The sequence below is a fragment of the Flavobacterium sp. B183 genome, from assembly GCF_023539155.1.
Lineage (GTDB): Bacteria > Bacteroidota > Bacteroidia > Flavobacteriales > Flavobacteriaceae > Flavobacterium > Flavobacterium tructae.
Window position 1 is genome coordinate 4510021 of record NZ_CP097434.1, and the last position, 16066, is coordinate 4526086.

Below are 16066 nucleotides of genomic sequence, written 5' to 3' on the forward strand. Positions count from 1 at the left end.
GGAGTTGCCTCTTACTTTGTCACAAAAAAATAAGACTGTTCAATTTCCCGAATTTATCAAACAGAATTGCCTATTTTCGATTCAAATAGAAACATCTCTCTAAAGGTAAACATCACAACCGTCTCTCCCAAAAAGCAGCTGTTCTCCACCTGGTTTCCGCTTGGTAAAAAATACTTTTGTGTTTTAGGTAATGACTCCAAATGTGTTCCGTTTGTTCTGTATATATTTTTTGAAGTGTTTCAGTGAACCCGTACTGCAATAGCAAAGTTTGTAATTGCATGGCACTAGCCATTGCATTGTACATACCTTGTGAAGATAGCGGATCAAAACTTAGTGCTGCATCGCCTAAAGCAACCCATTGTTGACCAGCTACTTGTTTTAATTTAGTTGAATTAGCAGCAACTGAACCTTTAAAGGTAATAGCATTTTCATGTTCTTTTAGTAAAGATAAAATAACCGTATTTTTTTTTGCCAGTTCCAAAAATGAGCCAGTAGTTTTAAGTTCGTTTTTAGCCACTAAATCAGCATCGGTATGAAAAGCCACTACCCTTTTGTCATGAGGAACAACAGTACTATACCACCAACCATTTTCACTAGCTGAAATAGTACTCATAACATTTGTTCGGGTATTAGGTAAAGTAACCCAACAGGCAATCAATTTATCTTCTACTTGTCGTTTAATGCCCAGGCTCTGTGCAAAATGCGATTGACGCCCACTAGCGTCAATAACAAAAGATGCAGAAATCGTTGAAGTATACAAAGAGGTATCACTAGCTCTTAATTGCACCTGCCAACGAGAATTTTCATAAGAACTACTATGCAGTTTAGAACCCCACAAACAATGTACGCCTCTAGCTTCTGCAACACTTCTCAAATAGGCTTCAAAAGCTTGCCGGTCCAAATTTTTAACAAAACCGTCAGGATTTCTTAAATCGTCTACTAAATGCACCTGGTCGCTTCCCCAATAGGACTGCATACCTACGCTTTTACGGTACAAAATGCCTACTTGGTTTTCCAACCCCTCCAATAAATCCAATTGTTTTAGAATGCGTTGCGAAGCTGGAGCTAAAGATTCTCCAATGCGCTCAGTGGGTTCAGGAAGTTTATCAACTAATGTTACCTGATAGGCATCTGTCAAGGAAATGGCGGCAATGCAACCTGCAATACCGCCACCTATAATTAATACATCTGTTTTTTCTGTTGCCAAATCTAATACTGTTTTGGAATAAAACGCTGGAAACGAACCAATTGTTCCGGAACACCCACCTCTTTTCTAGGTTGTCTGGAATGAGGAACGGTTCTTGTTCTGGTGAATTTATGTGCTTTAGAAGCTAATAAATCAACTAATTTTTGAACTTCACCTGTTAAAGTCTCATCCTGAACCAATTCGTCCTGAACCAATTCTAATAGTTGGTCGCGAGTGCTCTCTATTACAACTTGTTCAGTAAACAAACCTTCATTAGACAAATGTTCCAAAGTAATATTTAATAAAGATTCTTCTTTCTTGTCCAAACGCTTGTTGTCATTTAAGATTTTTCGTAATCGGGTTTCCGTTTCTTTTAACAACAGTTGATTTTGTTCGTCATTAGGAATTATACCAATTTGCATTTCTGGTGGAAAATTAGGATCATCAGATATCCCCGGACGCGGTTGTACAATCGCTAACTTGTCAAAATACTTCACCATTGCATTAATCTGATTGGTTTGTGTTGGAGCTTCACCATCTAAAGGCAAATCATCCAACCAAAAATAACGATATGCAAAAGCTTCTCTGCGTGTCTCTTCTCCTAGGTGAGTATCTAAAGTTTCTTTATAACGTTCTTCACTCAAAATATTATTAGGAACTCTGGCAGGCCAAAATGTTGGCAGATAAGGATCGTATGCAGTCGTGTAACCATCTCTGCAGCTTGCCGTATCAGTTTGCCAGGGAATAGCCATCCATCTCGTCACACCACCTGGTACCTGACCACCTAATAAAGGACCAGCAGGTAAAGTCAAGACATCACTATTCATAGTAGAGCCATAATAATGGTAATCAGTTTTTGGTGTTTTAGGAGCGTGTTTCAATCGGAAAGGAGCCATATACATACCAGAAGTTCGCATAGGCCAAGTCATTTCGCAACCCGGATGAAAAGCATCAGCCAGGCAAAAATCCATGGCCGCTTTGGTTAGCATGTCTGGTTGTTCAGCAATCGAATAATCATCAATTTTTTTAACAGGTGGAATATAAGGACAGCCTGTTTTATCTACAAAATCGGCATCAAAATCACCTTCGACCCATTGATCTAAAAACTGCAATTGCAACTGCGATAAGGTGGAATGTTGACGCACAGAACCTTGTGTAGGAATGGCAACTGCATCACCATATAGCCAAGGCCATAGCTGCGGCGCTTCAGCACCAGATTGATCAAACCTACGGAAATTATTGGAAATAGTACGACGCATTTCTAAGTTGGCAGAAGAAGGATCATTTAGTTTTTTTACCCATGTTATACTGGTATAATTAAATTGTCCACCCCATCCAAAAGCAGCCGCAAATCCTGCATTTACCCATTGTAAATTGGTCATTCTTTCAAAAATAGGCAAGATATCTTTACAGAAAGAAGGTCTTGCAGGTCTTACTAACATTCCTGATTCTACAGCCACACTACGCATTAAATCCCACATAGTACGAACCGATTTTTGCATAGGAGCATAATCAGGCGGAGCGCAAATCACCCAGGCAGGATCTACATTAAGAGCTACTCCTTCATATTCTACTGTGGCGGTAACGGGGCCATCTGACATATCATCATACCAACCTTCATTGTTAGCAAAGGTAATGGCTCTGTCGCCATTGATGTTTTTCGATTTACCATGACCACCTAACATTACTAAACGTCCTTTTTCGTCGGTGTGCATTTCTCCCAAATAAACCGATTGTCCCATGAATTCCCCCGTGAATTTTTTTCCTTCAGTGACATTAGGATCTGAGATACTTTCGCCTCCACCATCAATCAATAACTGGCTCCGGTCTTTTACATCAATATTTCTTAATAAAGAAGGCGGAACATTAGGAGCGGATGCATCTGGAATATCTAAGGCAATTTGAAATTGATACCACGATGATTTTTGATTGGCCAAATGCGAATGCCAGGTAATCTTAGCATTATCCATAGTTAGTTCCTTAATCGCTTTTCCGGCAGCATTGAAACCATAAATACGAAATTGGGCGGCCTGACGTTTTATCGCTCCGGTTTTATCCCGATACGCATAAACATCCTCTTTTGCTTCTGGTTCGTCTACTAAAGGGCCTATAAAATACTCTTCTTCACTAGTTCCTACACGCATTACACCAATAGGAGGATAAATACCAGCTCTAACAATACAATTGCTATCCTCGTCTGTATTGCCTCTAAAATGTGGATTTATGGCATTAGGCTCTTGTAGCTGTTGCCCGTTGGCTTGATGCCTTGCTTCGGCACTAGCAGCATAAACGGTTTTGCGAGCCTCTGCAATTGAGCCTAAAGGTTTATGAACTTCTAAAGTTCTCCAAATATTGAATGAAAGATTGCTTCCAAATTCAGACTGACCAATCGCAGTTACATCTTGTTGGGGTAAATGTAACTTTGCAATACAGATGTACGGACTTTCCTCTGTGCTCCAAACTACTTGTGCATCATTAAGAGGCATGGTTGCTTCATTAGTACGCAATTGAATTTCAAATCTGAAAGTAGCAGCTCCATTGCGCAAACGTTTTTCTAAATCCAAACGTAAATAATTATCATCGTCAAAAGGTGCCCCTTTATAAGTGTCGTCCGGAACCAAACGATATTTAACAATTTGATTTTCTCCCAGTTGAAAAGGTAAAATAGCCCAATAACCAGTACTTAACACACTCGCTTCTTCTTTCTGCATAGCTTGTAAAATACCAGCTAATTCAGGATGTTTATTGATATAAGAATCATAATCCCTATCAATAGCACCAGCAGTTGTAAACGCACACATTTGTTGTGCATCACTAGCAAAAAAGCGATCGATATTCTGAAAAATGAAATCGGCAGTAGGGCCTTCTCCAAAAAGTTTTGGTCCTTCCACTCCAAACAATTTCAACCCCACTCCAATAGTGGAATTTAAGTCCGGTGAAGTGGGTCCTGTATCACTAGAGAAACGAACAGCACAATCAAAACTAGAACCTGCAAAAATACCTTTTTTGAATTTTTCAGGAATATCCTCATTGATTACGAATTGTCCATAAGTGATACCGTGTTGTTTTCTAAAAACAGCACGTTCGGCTGGGTGTTGCCCATTTTCAATTCGGGTTTTTTGGCCCATTTCTACAAACATCTCCTTAAGACGCAGTGTCACCATTTCAGTACTGCCACTACTGTCCCAACATTTTACGTTGTTTGCAGTAGGTTTTTCAATGCTTCGTTTTTTGTTGTCCATATTTAGTAGTTATTGATTTGTTACGGCTCAATGGTTAGCTATCTAATTGATAGTACACCCTAACGAAAATAAGATTTATCCTGCAAATGAATATAGGTAGTTTTACGTGTTTTTATAAAAGCTTCCTGATATGCTTCGCACTCCGTCAACTTCGAATACTGTTTATAAAATGGGACTAGCAATCCTATAAACAGCCTATCGATAACTTTTAAAACTAAAAATGTAAACAAAAGACTGTACGGGATGTTGAACAACCTTTACAGGGTATGCCTACAAAGCTGTTTTTTTTCATTCCTAAATAAAATTTAGCTGAAAGGAATGTTTATCCGTTTGCTATGATACTTATGCAAATGCTCTTCAAACTTACCAGACTAATTTTCCTGCCGCTTTTTTCCAATCGAGCCATGAGACTATCAATTGTTTTTTAAGCTGATTCTGAAATAATTCCAGATTTTGCAATTTGATCTCTTTATCATTTAGTTCATTAAAGGCTATTTGATCAAATTTATATCGGTCCTGGTAAATCATTACAATCTCTGAAGTTAGCTTACTGTTTTCACTCACTGTTTTTAGTTGTTCCAGGACATTAGCGTAAACAGTAGCGGCATTTAAAGCATTGTATTTGCTTTTATTAATATTCTCTGTAATTCTGTCCTTATTTTGATTTTGCTGAAATTTTAACTGATCAATTCTTTTTGCTGTATTTTCTCCAAAAGAAAAAGGTAACTTTAGTGAGACACCAACATAACTATTTCCATACCAACTATTTTGCTTGAAAGGATTTAGGTTTTCTGTAAATTGATCCGCTCCTAAATAACCATTAATAGTAATCAAGGGGCTATATTTAGTTCTTTCCAGTTTTTTCTTATTCTCTAATACTTCATTTTGCGTTTTCAAAATTTCAATTTGCGGCAATGCTTCAATTAGATTATCATCAAGATTGCCAATACTTTCCTCTACGCTGTATTTTTCTAATTTCACAGCAGCAGCAATCAAAGATTCATTTCCAATAACGTATAAGAAATACTGTTTCAAAACCAATACATTATTTACGGCATTGCGGTATTTTTGAACCGCATTATTGTGCGTTACTTTAGCATCGTTTACGTCCGTTTTTAAAACTCTTTTGTATTTGTATTTTTGATTAATAGTCTCCAGACTCAGCGCTGTACGTGCAGTATCTCCAACCGCTTCTTTTTCTTGTTCTTCTGCAACTACTATATTTAGATATACTTTTGAGACTTCATAAGTAAGTTCCAGCTTTGCCTCGTTTTCACTTAAAGCAGCTAGTTTCTCCTGTAGTTTCGATTCGGCTATTAATTTTGAAATAGCCATATCCAGTAAAGGTTGTTGCAATAAAAGACCTGCGCTTTGAGAATAATTAGCTCCTAATTTTACCGGGATCATACCCTCTGATGATTGATGGGAATTAAATGCTTCAGCCGGTAACACACTTGTAGCAATAATCGGATTGTACTGATAATTATAATTCAACGCTACTCTGGGCAAATATTTTGCATTTAATTCTTTTGTTTTTAATTGATTGATTTTATATTCTTTTTCCAGTGAAGCTACTATCTTTCTATTCTTTTGTGCCGCTTCAATGGCTTTATCCAAGGTCCAGATCGTACTTTGTGCATTCATTTTAAAAAATCCTGACAACAGAAGACAGCTTATAAAACAGATATACCATACATTATTTTTCATTCTAACAACTTTTTAACCTCTAAATACAGAGGCAGGTTCTACATTTTTTATTCTTCTAATGGCAAACACAGCTCCGAAAAGCGAAATAGAGAAGGTAACTGTTAGAATTATGAAAAGTATTCCGGGACTAAAATCTATTACTATTCCCGATTGATACATTCCGTTCTTAAACCCCAATAAGAAAATAAAAGCAATCATAAACCCAACAATAGCAAATAAAGTGGCTTGTGTAAGTATTAATTTCCTAATGTATGCATCAGTTGCACCAATTGCTTTTAGCGTTCCATAATCCTTAATTCTGTCAAGTGCAGATGAATACATCGTTAATCCAATAATAAAAAAACCGGCAATAATGGCAAATCCTACTAAGGATCCTGTACTGGCACCTAAACCTGTAGAAGCCAAAACACTATTTATGGTTGCTGAACTCAAGGATGATGCCCGCCATGCTCTTACTCCATAAATAGAATTATTGATCTGATCTACAACTTGGTCTACATCTTTCCCTTTTTTTACATTTACCAATAAAGCGCTTATAGCAGTAGAAGGAATATTACTGTAAAATCTTGCTCTGTCAATTGTAGTGTACATTAAATAACCGCCCCAACCTCTTATCCCTTTTGTTTGCAAAGTAATTACTGCTCTTTTCCCATTGATTTCAAAACTGGTCCCAACATTTGACGAACCTCCAAAATTATTTCGGTCAAAATAATCTGCAGACACCGCTGCCTCCTGTACTAAATCTGAAAGTTCCCCTTGTACAACCTTTGCACTATCCGGACCTGCTTTAAAATAAGGAAATTCACTTCCAATAATGTTTACAACAGCACTGGTTCCGTTAGGAAATTTTGCCTTACCATTTGTTACAACCATTGGAAATGCCTCTTTCACTCCCTCCAAACTCTTGATTTCTTTCTCTTTTCTGGTATCTATCAAACTAAGCTGATTGGCATCTGTCGTTTTATTATCAACAACCCAAATATCAGCTGTTGTATTTTTTACCAACACACTCATTAGTCCTGTCAAAAAATTAAATGTCCCAATTTGTTGTCCAATGAGAAAAGTACTTATTACTATTCCAACCACTACTCCGATGCTTTTTGTTTTATCGAAACGAATAAACTTCCACGCTGTTTTAATACCAAATTTCATACTTAGCTATTATTTATTTTCCTTTATATATGGAATTCATGCCTCTATATTGGCATTTCCAGTCCCTATGAAATTATTCCCTATCAGGCTTGTTTTTGATGCTTTCTTATTTTGATGCCTGAATAACGCATTCGATCCGGGAATTAATTAAATACTTCGTTGGGTTGTTCAACAGAATTTTTATTTCCCGCACTCTTCTGTCTTCCTGATCTTCTGCTTTTTCAGAAAAAATAGATTTGCGTTTAAGTGCCAAAGACGCAAAAATTACTCTGCCAGATCCAATAATTTTATTGGAACCTATTTGGCGAATAGTGGCTTTCTGACCTTTTTTAACTTTGTCTGCAAACAGCTCATCAATTTCACAGGCAGCAACCAAATTACTTTTCGGAATAAAATCTGCAAAAGACTGACTGGGTGACAATGCAGCTCCTTTTGTTGCGTACATTGTCATAATTTGCCCATCACCCGGTGCTTTTATCAAATATTGTTGCAACTCACGGTTTGACACTTCCAGCTCTTGTTTAATTTCCTCAAGTCTGGAGTTTTCAACCAAAACCTTACTTTTCAATTGTTCCAGATTTGTTTGAAAAATTTTAGTTTCTGTTTCAAGATTATCAACATTCTGTTTTATTTCCGCGCCTTTTTCTTGTAAGTTTCTCAGTCGTTCTAATTCAATTTGTTTGTTTGCAACATTTATTTTCTGCTCTTTTAGCTTCAGTTGTGCTATGTCTATCTCCCCTTTTTGCGTTTGAATCCGACTTTTTATCCGGGCGATTTTAGCATCCTGAACGGAATGATCCAATTCGATAATTAAATCATTTTTCCCAATTGTATCGTTCTCCTTTTTATGGATAGCCAGAACAACACCACCCACTTCTGTTGCCAATAAAGACAATTTCTCCTCCGGTTCAACGCGTCCGATTCCTACAATACCCGATGAAAGAACTTCTTTAGTAAAACCTGTCTGACCCTGTTTTACTTCGTCTTTTTTATTACAGCTAAAAAAAAGAAGGGCCGTTATAGAAATTAAAATATATTTCATTCTTTATAATTTGATTAATTGATTCTTTATAAATGTTGTACTCTCATTTTCAGTCGCAATTCCACTATCCACATAAATAATTCTGTCTGCAAACTTCTTAAGTCGCATATCATGTGTAACCACAATTACACTTTTTCCATTTTGAGCAAGTTCTTTTAATTCCTCCATTACTAAACCAACACTTTTTACATCTAATGCAGCCGTTGGTTCATCACAAAGCACAATTGGCGGATTGGTTACCAATGCCCTTGCAATCGAAACTCTTTGTTGCTGGCCTCCACTTAGCATTTTTGGTAAATTTTTCATTCTGTCTTTCATCCCCACTAATTCAAGAGCTTTTTCTGCTTTTTTCTTAGCCACAGGCTCGCTTACCTTCATAAGCTGCAGCGGCATCATTACATTTTCTAAAGAATTAAGTGGTGCTAAAAGATTAAAACTTTGAAATACGAAACCTATTTTATTCAATCTCAAAGCCGATAATTCCTTAGCCGAAAGCGCATTTACGTGTTGACCATCAATAAAAACATCTCCTTTTGTTGGATAAATAACACAGCCTAACAGCGATAATAAAGTGGTTTTCCCTGAACCCGAAGGACCAATTATTAAGGTGAGCTCCCGGGTTCTAAACTGAATAGTTGTTGCTTCCAGAGCCGTAATCAATGTATCACCGGTTTGATACTCCTTGCAAGCCCCCTTTAACTCTGCAATAACTTTTTTTTCAGAATTTATCTCTTCCATAATTTTATGTCATGATTTAAGTTTGCCTAGTAATGCCAGTCATTTTATAAAAGACTGGCTCTTTTAAACTAAAATTTCAAAAATCCTTAGTAAAGATTTATTTTAATTGTAGCGTCATTATTTAAGATATAAACAGAGCAATCCTGAAATGTTGGTGCCCCGCCATCCGGCATAAAATTCGTACTGTTCCCTACAGGCTCTTTTGGCATCCCCAACCAGTTACTGTTTAGTTTTCCGTTATTATCCAAATCCTGATAAACCGTAATTGCGTAAGTCCCTCTTGGCAAATCAATTTGAAACTTCATCGTTTCCTGATTCACTTTTTGAACTTTGGTAAAGCAGGCTCGCTTGAGAAAATTTTCTTTTTTATCATATACATTTAGTACAACAGTCCCTTTACCTTTTTGAACATTGTGGACATCAACATTCGTTTTTATCTGTTGTGCATTAGTAAAATACGATACTCCCAATAGAAGAATGCTTAAAATAGATTTTTTCATTTTGTCTTTAATTTTATAATTTTTAATGTGATTCTGTTTGCGTACTTATTTCCCAAAACGATAACTGAGCATCATTTTGACATAAGGCGTTTCTTTTGCTTTATAATTGCTAATGGTGTCATTATTAGAATTAAAAAGTGTGTATTTGTTGGCAAATCCTAAACCTCCTTGCAGTTGCAGCCAAAAGCCATCAAAAAGACGCTGATTAATTTGCAGACCACCATGGATTGCCGAAAACTGAGCATAATCGATCTCTTCTCCCTGATCATTCTTGTAGTTTTGTAAATTGTTAAGCGTCCAGTCAATCGAGCCGGCCAGACCAACTTGAGTATTATTACCCAGATTTCTAAAAACATTTACCCTTGGCCAGTATATTTGAGCAAGCCACTTACCATTATTGCTCTTATAGTCGAGAGATACGGCAGGTGTTATTAAAAACTTGCCAAAAGCATACATAACATGAGGACCAATTCCGATTTCAAGAGTGGACTTTTCTCCAAACTTTCTCGAAACTCCAAAAATGCCATCGAAAACCATATCGTTCATCGAAAACGAATTTTTAAAGTCAGAAGCAATCGTAGGGATTAAGACTCCAAAAGCAGCCCATCTTTTTCCTATAGGATGCCGCACAACAATGGTAGGTTTGATTTCGTTAATCTTCGTGATGTAATTCGGACTAATTTCAATATCTCTATCAAATGTAAAGTCTAAAACACGGTAGTTGACCGTTCCGAGAATACGTGTTTTTCCAATTTTAAAAGAGGGTATTGGCAACCAAAAATCGTAAGTATTGTATTTGAATTTATTCCCATAGTACAGATCTACAGTTGACAAATTCTTAAAGTTAGTTCTCCCATGCACAGTAATGCTCATCCCGGCACCATCTGTAATTAATTGAGCGTAAAACTTATTTGGAAAACAAAAAAACAAGGTTACTAAAACGAATGACAGTACTTTTTTCAAAATAACAATTATTAAATTTAAACACACAAGCTGTATCAGCCCTCTAAGATTTTCTTAGGGCAAAGTTGCAGTTAAAACAATAATTGTTACTAGGATTTAGTTTGCCGTTACTCGGACAAATCTTGCTTTAATGAATTTCGGTACTGAGAAGGAGTCGTACCTGTTATTTTTTTGAAAAGGCGTCCAAAATAAGAAGGATCTTCGTAATTCAACGCAAAAGCAATTTCTGAAATATCTTTAGTCAAATCTTGCAAAAGTATCTGACTTTGCAGAATACTAACATTGTTTATCCATTCTTTTGGAGCTATTCCGGTGGTTTGCTTGATACATCTATTGAGATAATTTACAGAGATTTTTAATTTATCGGCATAAAAGGTCACGGACTTATTCTCTGTATGATATTTATAAACCAGCTCCTTAAAAGAAAAAGTGATCTCATTGTTGCGATGTATTGTTTTATTCAGTTCTTTATTTGAAAAAAGAATTTTCTGGAAAGCCGCCTGCATGATCGAATAACAAATTTCAATATTGGAATTTTCATTACGAAATTCCTGACTTAATAAACCAAATAAAGAATTAAGCCATATACTGGTCTCTTTAGGCAATTTAAGAACTGAATTGGCGGCAAAAATCTGTATTAGTTCCTGTTTCGATAAAATATGATTCAGAACACTCTCCTCAAATAAAATAAAATGTCCCGTTATCATCTGATCAATTTCTTTCATTGCAGTAATATGTCCCTGTTTTACAAACAAAACATCATTTTCATTTATGGATATCACTTCATTATCGACTTGCTGTTTTGCATAACCTCTGGTAACATGAACCATAAAATTATAATCAGGCCTAAAAAGCGGGGTCGGAATCTGGATATACTCGGTTGTAGTATTTAAATCATATATCTGTAAGGGAGATTTTAAGAAATCAAAGTCGAGAGAAGCATCAGACATAAATTGTTTTGGAAATTCTTCTGATGAAATAATTTTAATACTCTTACTCATACTTAAAACTTAGATATTGAGCTACAAACATAAGAAATGGTTCGATTAGATCTATAGAATACAACCAATTAAAATTATCCTATTCACAAATAGTATCAAGACTGGAGTTGCCTTCAATTTTGCCACAAAATACTAAGGTGATTTAAAATTCACAAACGAAGTTCTGTTCTTTCAAAAGAAAAATCTATTCGAAAAGTTGATATTATACTCTGAATAAAAATTGGTATAATATCTGACAAAACAGGCGCGTTATCCAATATTTTTTTATCTTTGAAATTCAGGGATTTTTAACCCAAATGAGGTTATCTTTGAGCCTTTAGAAAATTGATATTCGTTATGGAACAGAAAATACATCAGGGAAGAAACGTAAAACGTTTTAGAGAAATGCTTAACATCAAACAGGAAGCATTGGCTTATGATCTGGGCGAAGACTGGAACCAAAAAAAAATTTCGATGCTGGAGCAGAAAGATGTCATTGAAGACAAACTTCTGAAACAAATCTCAGCTGTATTAAAAATTCCGGTGGAAGCGTTTCAGAATTTTGATGAAGAGCAAGCGATAAATATTATTTCGAATACGTTTAATATTGAAAAAGAGGCTTATATAGGAAATGCTAAACCTGTATTTAACATCAATCCATTAGAAGAGTTAAAAAAACTTCACGAAGAAAAAATTGCATTGTACGAGCGCATGTTGAAGGAGAAAGATGAAATGATGGCGAGGCTTGAGAAATTGATTGGTAAATGATTATTTATAAAATATTAATTTTACAAAGAGACTTTTTTAGTCTCTTTTTTTTGCTTTGGAATGTTATTATTCAGTTTAATTATATTATTAATCATTAGATTTTTTGCTCATATAATAAAATTTATAAGTGTTTGTCAAATGATGTTTACACAACTTTTTAAAAAGCTCTCCGGTGAGTGGCAAAAAGTAGAATAAATATTTTTATTTTTGGTAGTACTTTAAACTCGAATAAAAGCCTTAAGCAAAATAATATGCATAGTCTTTAAACCTTTCTTACTTATCAAACGATCTAACCTAACAAAACATGGACATATTTTTTCGGTTCCCAAATGCACTTATATCTACTTTCTTCAGTGCAAAAAAGAACAATCATAAAACAGTATTACGATTACTATACTTAGGATTAATATTTATTATTACTGGGATTGTAATTGGTATTTTCACAGAAATTTTATACCCAAAAAAAACAGATAAGGATCTACATTATTTATTAGTGAATTTAGTATTGGGAACAGTTACCCTTGGCTTGATAATGCAATTTATAGGAGTTATTTTGGAACAAAACCTTTCAAATGAAAAAAATGAAGAACTAATTGTTGAGCAAGAAAAGATGGTTGCAAATCATCCAAACGAGCCAAAGTTAGCATGGGATTTAGCCCGAATTAAACTTGAAAGTTATCTCAATCGCAATATTAGCCAAGTAAGATCCATTTTTAGTTTATCTGTTTTGGTAATGATAGTAGGTTTTGGATTAATTATATATGGTTCTATAATGGTTTTTGATGATCCAAAAAACTTAAACGGTTCTATTCTTGTCGCAATAGCCGGCTTAATTGTAAATTTTATCGGAGCAACATTTTTAATAGTATACAAATCTGTAATGGAACAAGCGAAAGATTTTGTCAATGTTTTAGAAAGAATTAACGCCGTTGGAATGTCTGTTCAAATTATTGAAACAATAAAAGATTCACATTTACAATTAAAGGAAGAAACTAAAGCAGAATTGTCAAAAAAATTGATAGATCTTTATTCTGAAAAAAGATAATTTAAAAAATAAATTAAAAATGGAACTTATAAAATTTGAAGGTAAACCGATAGAAAAACTTGTTGAAGTTATTAGCCAGGGCATTGGAACATTATATAAACCAAGAGCAATTAGAAAAGAAGCCGAAGCCGAAGCTTACAAAATAGAAATTATTGAAAGAGCTAAGTCAAAAGCACAAGCAGAAAGTAAATTATTTGAATTAGAAACATTAAATGTAATTGAACAAAAACTTCTATTTCAAGAGAAAAGAAAACAAGAAAACATTGATAATATAATCGAAGTTGCTATTACACAAATCAACCAAGAATCTGATGTTAGTTCTGAGAAAGTTGATACAGATTGGGCAACTAGATTTTTTAATATAGCAGAAGACATTTCTAGTGAAGAAATGCAAAAACTTTGGGGAAGAGTACTTTCTGGAGAAGTTAAAAATCCAGGAGCATTCTCATTACGAACATTAGATGTGCTAAAAAACTTAACTAAGCAAGAAGCCGAAGTTTTTACAAAATTTGTTCCTTTAAGAATTAAATCACAAAGTAGCGACTTTATTCCTTATGAAGATAAAGCATATCTAGAAAAAGCACTAAACATCTCTTATACAGATATTTTATTGATGATGGAGCTCGGCTTGATAAATCACACCCCAGATCTCGCTATTATAACAAATGGTATTAGGAAGTCATACACTACCTTATTTGAGAATGGTAATATGGCTATTTTTATTGAAACGACAGCTAACAAAAATAAAAGTAGCGTAAAAATACTAAATTTTACAAAAATTGGATGTGAACTATCATCGCTGGTTCCATTTGAATCGAATGTAAAATACCTGCTTTTCGTAGCAAAATTATTTTCCACACCTTATACAAAAATAAAAGTAGGTAAACTAGAAGATCAAGACGGACAAAAAGTACTGACTAATTTTGTAGACATAGATTAAGTTTTACTCCCCTGCCCGCTCTACGTAGTTTCTATCCCCTCGCGAAGGATTGTTCTATTTTACCAGGTGAACAATTTTTTTATATTTTAAAATTTGTTTCAAAAACGGTAACAAATTTTTATTTTTTATCATTTTGTTCCATTTCTTGTAACAAAATAAATTTTTATACGATTTTGTTTCAGTTAAATAAAATTCTCCCCGCTCTATAAAGTGTACTTCACAAGCACTGTGCATTCTCACTACCTGATACTTAAATAATAAAAAAATGTACCTTAGCACGTATTCTAAAAAACAATTGATTTATGAAATGGATCACCAGAGAAAGGCCAAAAATAGACCGAATTGCATGCCCATGGCTTATTAGAAATTTTGTGGATCCTGAGGCTGAATTTATTTACGTCCCTTTTGATCAGGTTCTGGACAAAGCAAAAGAATTAAATGCTGTTCCTTTTGATATTCCAAATGTTGAATTCACACATTATCAGGAGCAGTGCACTTTCGATTATATTGTAAAAAAATATAAAATTGAAGATCCCGCTATTTCCATCATGGCACGAATTGTACGCGGGGCTGATACCGATCGTCATGAAATTGCAAAAGAATCTGCCGGACTCTGGGCGGTGTCTGCCGGGCTTTCGCATAATATTACTGATGATTATAAACTCCTTGAAACCGGAATGGTGCTCTATGACGCACTTTACAGCTGGGCTTCGCATCTATATAAACAAAAACATCTGGAGAACAGTCCCTTTGAGAACCTGCTACACGAAGTTTACAACAAGTTTCTTAAAGACAAAAAAACAACCGGAAAAACACCATCCTGGGTAAAAGACCTCAAAAATCTTATTCAGGACCAGATTGATGCTCAGTTTACTTTCGACCTTAAAAAAATATCGGGTGAACTCGATTTGAACCCATCCTACCTGTCGAGAGAATTTTCTAAATATTTTGAAGATTTAAATTTCGGGGACTATGTCAGAAAACAAAGGATTGAAAAAGCGGTAAATCTTATTGAGAATACTACCTATACTTTGACGGAGATTGCCTATCGAACCGGATTTTCAGATCAAAGCCATTTTACAAGAATTTTTAAACTTCAAACCGGAAAGAATCCGTCGGCGTACAGAAAAAAAATCCAAAAAAAGTAATCCCTATACAAAACGTAAAACGCATTCTATTTAGGGAAGTTTAATGCTTGTAATTTTGTTTCTATAATTTATAAAAACAAAATCGATGCTTTTAAGATTCCTGCACCTTTCTATTCTACTACTATTTAGCCTTCCGTGCTTTTCTCAGACTACGTATCCTAAAATCACAGGATATTTTGGTATTCTGCATCCTCTGGTAACCTTAAATAAAGATGAAACTGCAGTAAATTTCAGAGACTACTACGCTGTAGGATTTCCAACTGGAATCAATATCTGGAAAAACGAGAAAATCGGATTTTCTTTTGAGGTAGTTCCCAATATAAAGGACGATCAGGGTACCAGCAAAGTAACTAACTTATTGTTTCATCCCGGGGTTCTGGTAGCCTTGGGGCACGGATATACTTTTGCGGGAAGGGCTGCCTTTGAATCCTCCGGAAGATATGGCATTACGCCTGTTTTGAATAAAACAATAATAAAAAGCACCAATTGCAGCTACTTTGCCGCAATCCCCCTACCCATCCGCTTTGGTAATAATCATCCTGCTTCCTTTACAGTCGGTTTTCAGTTTGGAATTGCATTCTAATTTACAAATCATGAATGAAAATCCCGCTCTATAAATTGTATCTCACAAGCGCTGTACAATTTCTCTGACTCA

At 35.2% G+C, this 16066-nt stretch carries 14 protein-coding genes; 5 read left to right on the forward strand and 9 right to left on the reverse strand.

All coding sequences use genetic code 11. The annotated features are described in order from the left end of the window. Positions 1 to 112: 112 nt before the first annotated feature. From M4I44_RS18745 to M4I44_RS18785, 9 genes are all read right to left on the reverse strand, one after another. Positions 113 to 1207 carry an NAD(P)/FAD-dependent oxidoreductase gene (locus M4I44_RS18745; protein WP_249965722.1) on the reverse strand — a complete coding sequence of 365 codons (1095 nt, stop codon included), beginning with the start codon at positions 1205 to 1207 and terminating at the stop codon, positions 113 to 115. Positions 1208 to 1209: 2 nt separating this feature from the next. Further along, positions 1210 to 4428, reverse strand: a complete 3219-nt coding sequence (locus M4I44_RS18750) for a LodA/GoxA family CTQ-dependent oxidase (RefSeq protein WP_249965723.1) — start codon at positions 4426 to 4428, stop codon at positions 1210 to 1212. 363 nt (positions 4429 to 4791) lie between these two features. Next, on the reverse strand, positions 4792 to 6135 hold the full coding sequence (locus M4I44_RS18755) for a TolC family protein (protein ID WP_249965724.1): 1344 nt from the start codon (positions 6133 to 6135) through the stop codon (positions 4792 to 4794). A 12-nt stretch (positions 6136 to 6147) separates the two neighbouring features. Beyond that, a complete protein-coding gene (locus M4I44_RS18760) occupies positions 6148 to 7287 on the reverse strand; it encodes an FtsX-like permease family protein (protein ID WP_249965725.1) in 1140 nt (379 codons plus the stop codon). Between the two features lie 106 nt (positions 7288 to 7393). Then, positions 7394 to 8329 carry an HlyD family secretion protein gene (locus M4I44_RS18765; RefSeq protein WP_249965726.1) on the reverse strand — a complete coding sequence of 312 codons (936 nt, stop codon included), beginning with the start codon at positions 8327 to 8329 and terminating at the stop codon, positions 7394 to 7396. A gap of 3 nt (positions 8330 to 8332) precedes the next feature. Further along, positions 8333 to 9067, reverse strand: coding sequence for an ABC transporter ATP-binding protein (locus M4I44_RS18770; protein WP_249965727.1), 735 nt, complete (start codon positions 9065 to 9067; stop codon positions 8333 to 8335). 86 nt (positions 9068 to 9153) lie between these two features. After that, positions 9154 to 9567: a DUF2141 domain-containing protein gene (locus M4I44_RS18775; RefSeq protein WP_089078351.1), complete on the reverse strand. Its 414-nt coding sequence runs from the start codon at positions 9565 to 9567 to the stop codon at positions 9154 to 9156. A gap of 45 nt (positions 9568 to 9612) precedes the next feature. Then, a complete protein-coding gene (locus M4I44_RS18780; protein WP_249965728.1) occupies positions 9613 to 10530 on the reverse strand; it encodes a DUF6268 family outer membrane beta-barrel protein in 918 nt (305 codons plus the stop codon). A 107-nt stretch (positions 10531 to 10637) separates the two neighbouring features. Then, a complete protein-coding gene (locus tag M4I44_RS18785; protein ID WP_249965729.1) occupies positions 10638 to 11531 on the reverse strand; it encodes an AraC family transcriptional regulator in 894 nt (297 codons plus the stop codon). A 336-nt stretch (positions 11532 to 11867) separates the two neighbouring features. On the opposite strand from M4I44_RS18785, the gene M4I44_RS18790 reads away from it, so the two are divergent. From M4I44_RS18790 to M4I44_RS18810, 5 genes are all read left to right on the forward strand, one after another. Beyond that, positions 11868 to 12278 (forward strand): helix-turn-helix domain-containing protein, encoded by a 411-nt coding sequence (locus M4I44_RS18790; RefSeq protein WP_070905677.1) that lies wholly within the window; start codon positions 11868 to 11870, stop codon positions 12276 to 12278. A 304-nt stretch (positions 12279 to 12582) separates the two neighbouring features. Then, positions 12583 to 13323 carry a hypothetical protein gene (locus M4I44_RS18795; RefSeq protein ID WP_249965730.1) on the forward strand — a complete coding sequence of 247 codons (741 nt, stop codon included), beginning with the start codon at positions 12583 to 12585 and terminating at the stop codon, positions 13321 to 13323. Between the two features lie 19 nt (positions 13324 to 13342). After that, entirely contained in the window at positions 13343 to 14263 is a 921-nt protein-coding gene (locus M4I44_RS18800) for a DUF2806 domain-containing protein (RefSeq protein WP_249965731.1), read from the forward strand. Positions 14264 to 14565: 302 nt separating this feature from the next. Beyond that, on the forward strand, positions 14566 to 15411 hold the full coding sequence (locus M4I44_RS18805) for a chromate resistance protein ChrB domain-containing protein (RefSeq protein WP_249965732.1): 846 nt from the start codon (positions 14566 to 14568) through the stop codon (positions 15409 to 15411). 85 nt (positions 15412 to 15496) lie between these two features. Beyond that, complete coding sequence (locus M4I44_RS18810) at positions 15497 to 15994, forward strand: hypothetical protein (protein ID WP_070905679.1); 498 nt, start codon at positions 15497 to 15499, stop codon at positions 15992 to 15994. Positions 15995 to 16066 lie beyond the last annotated feature (72 nt).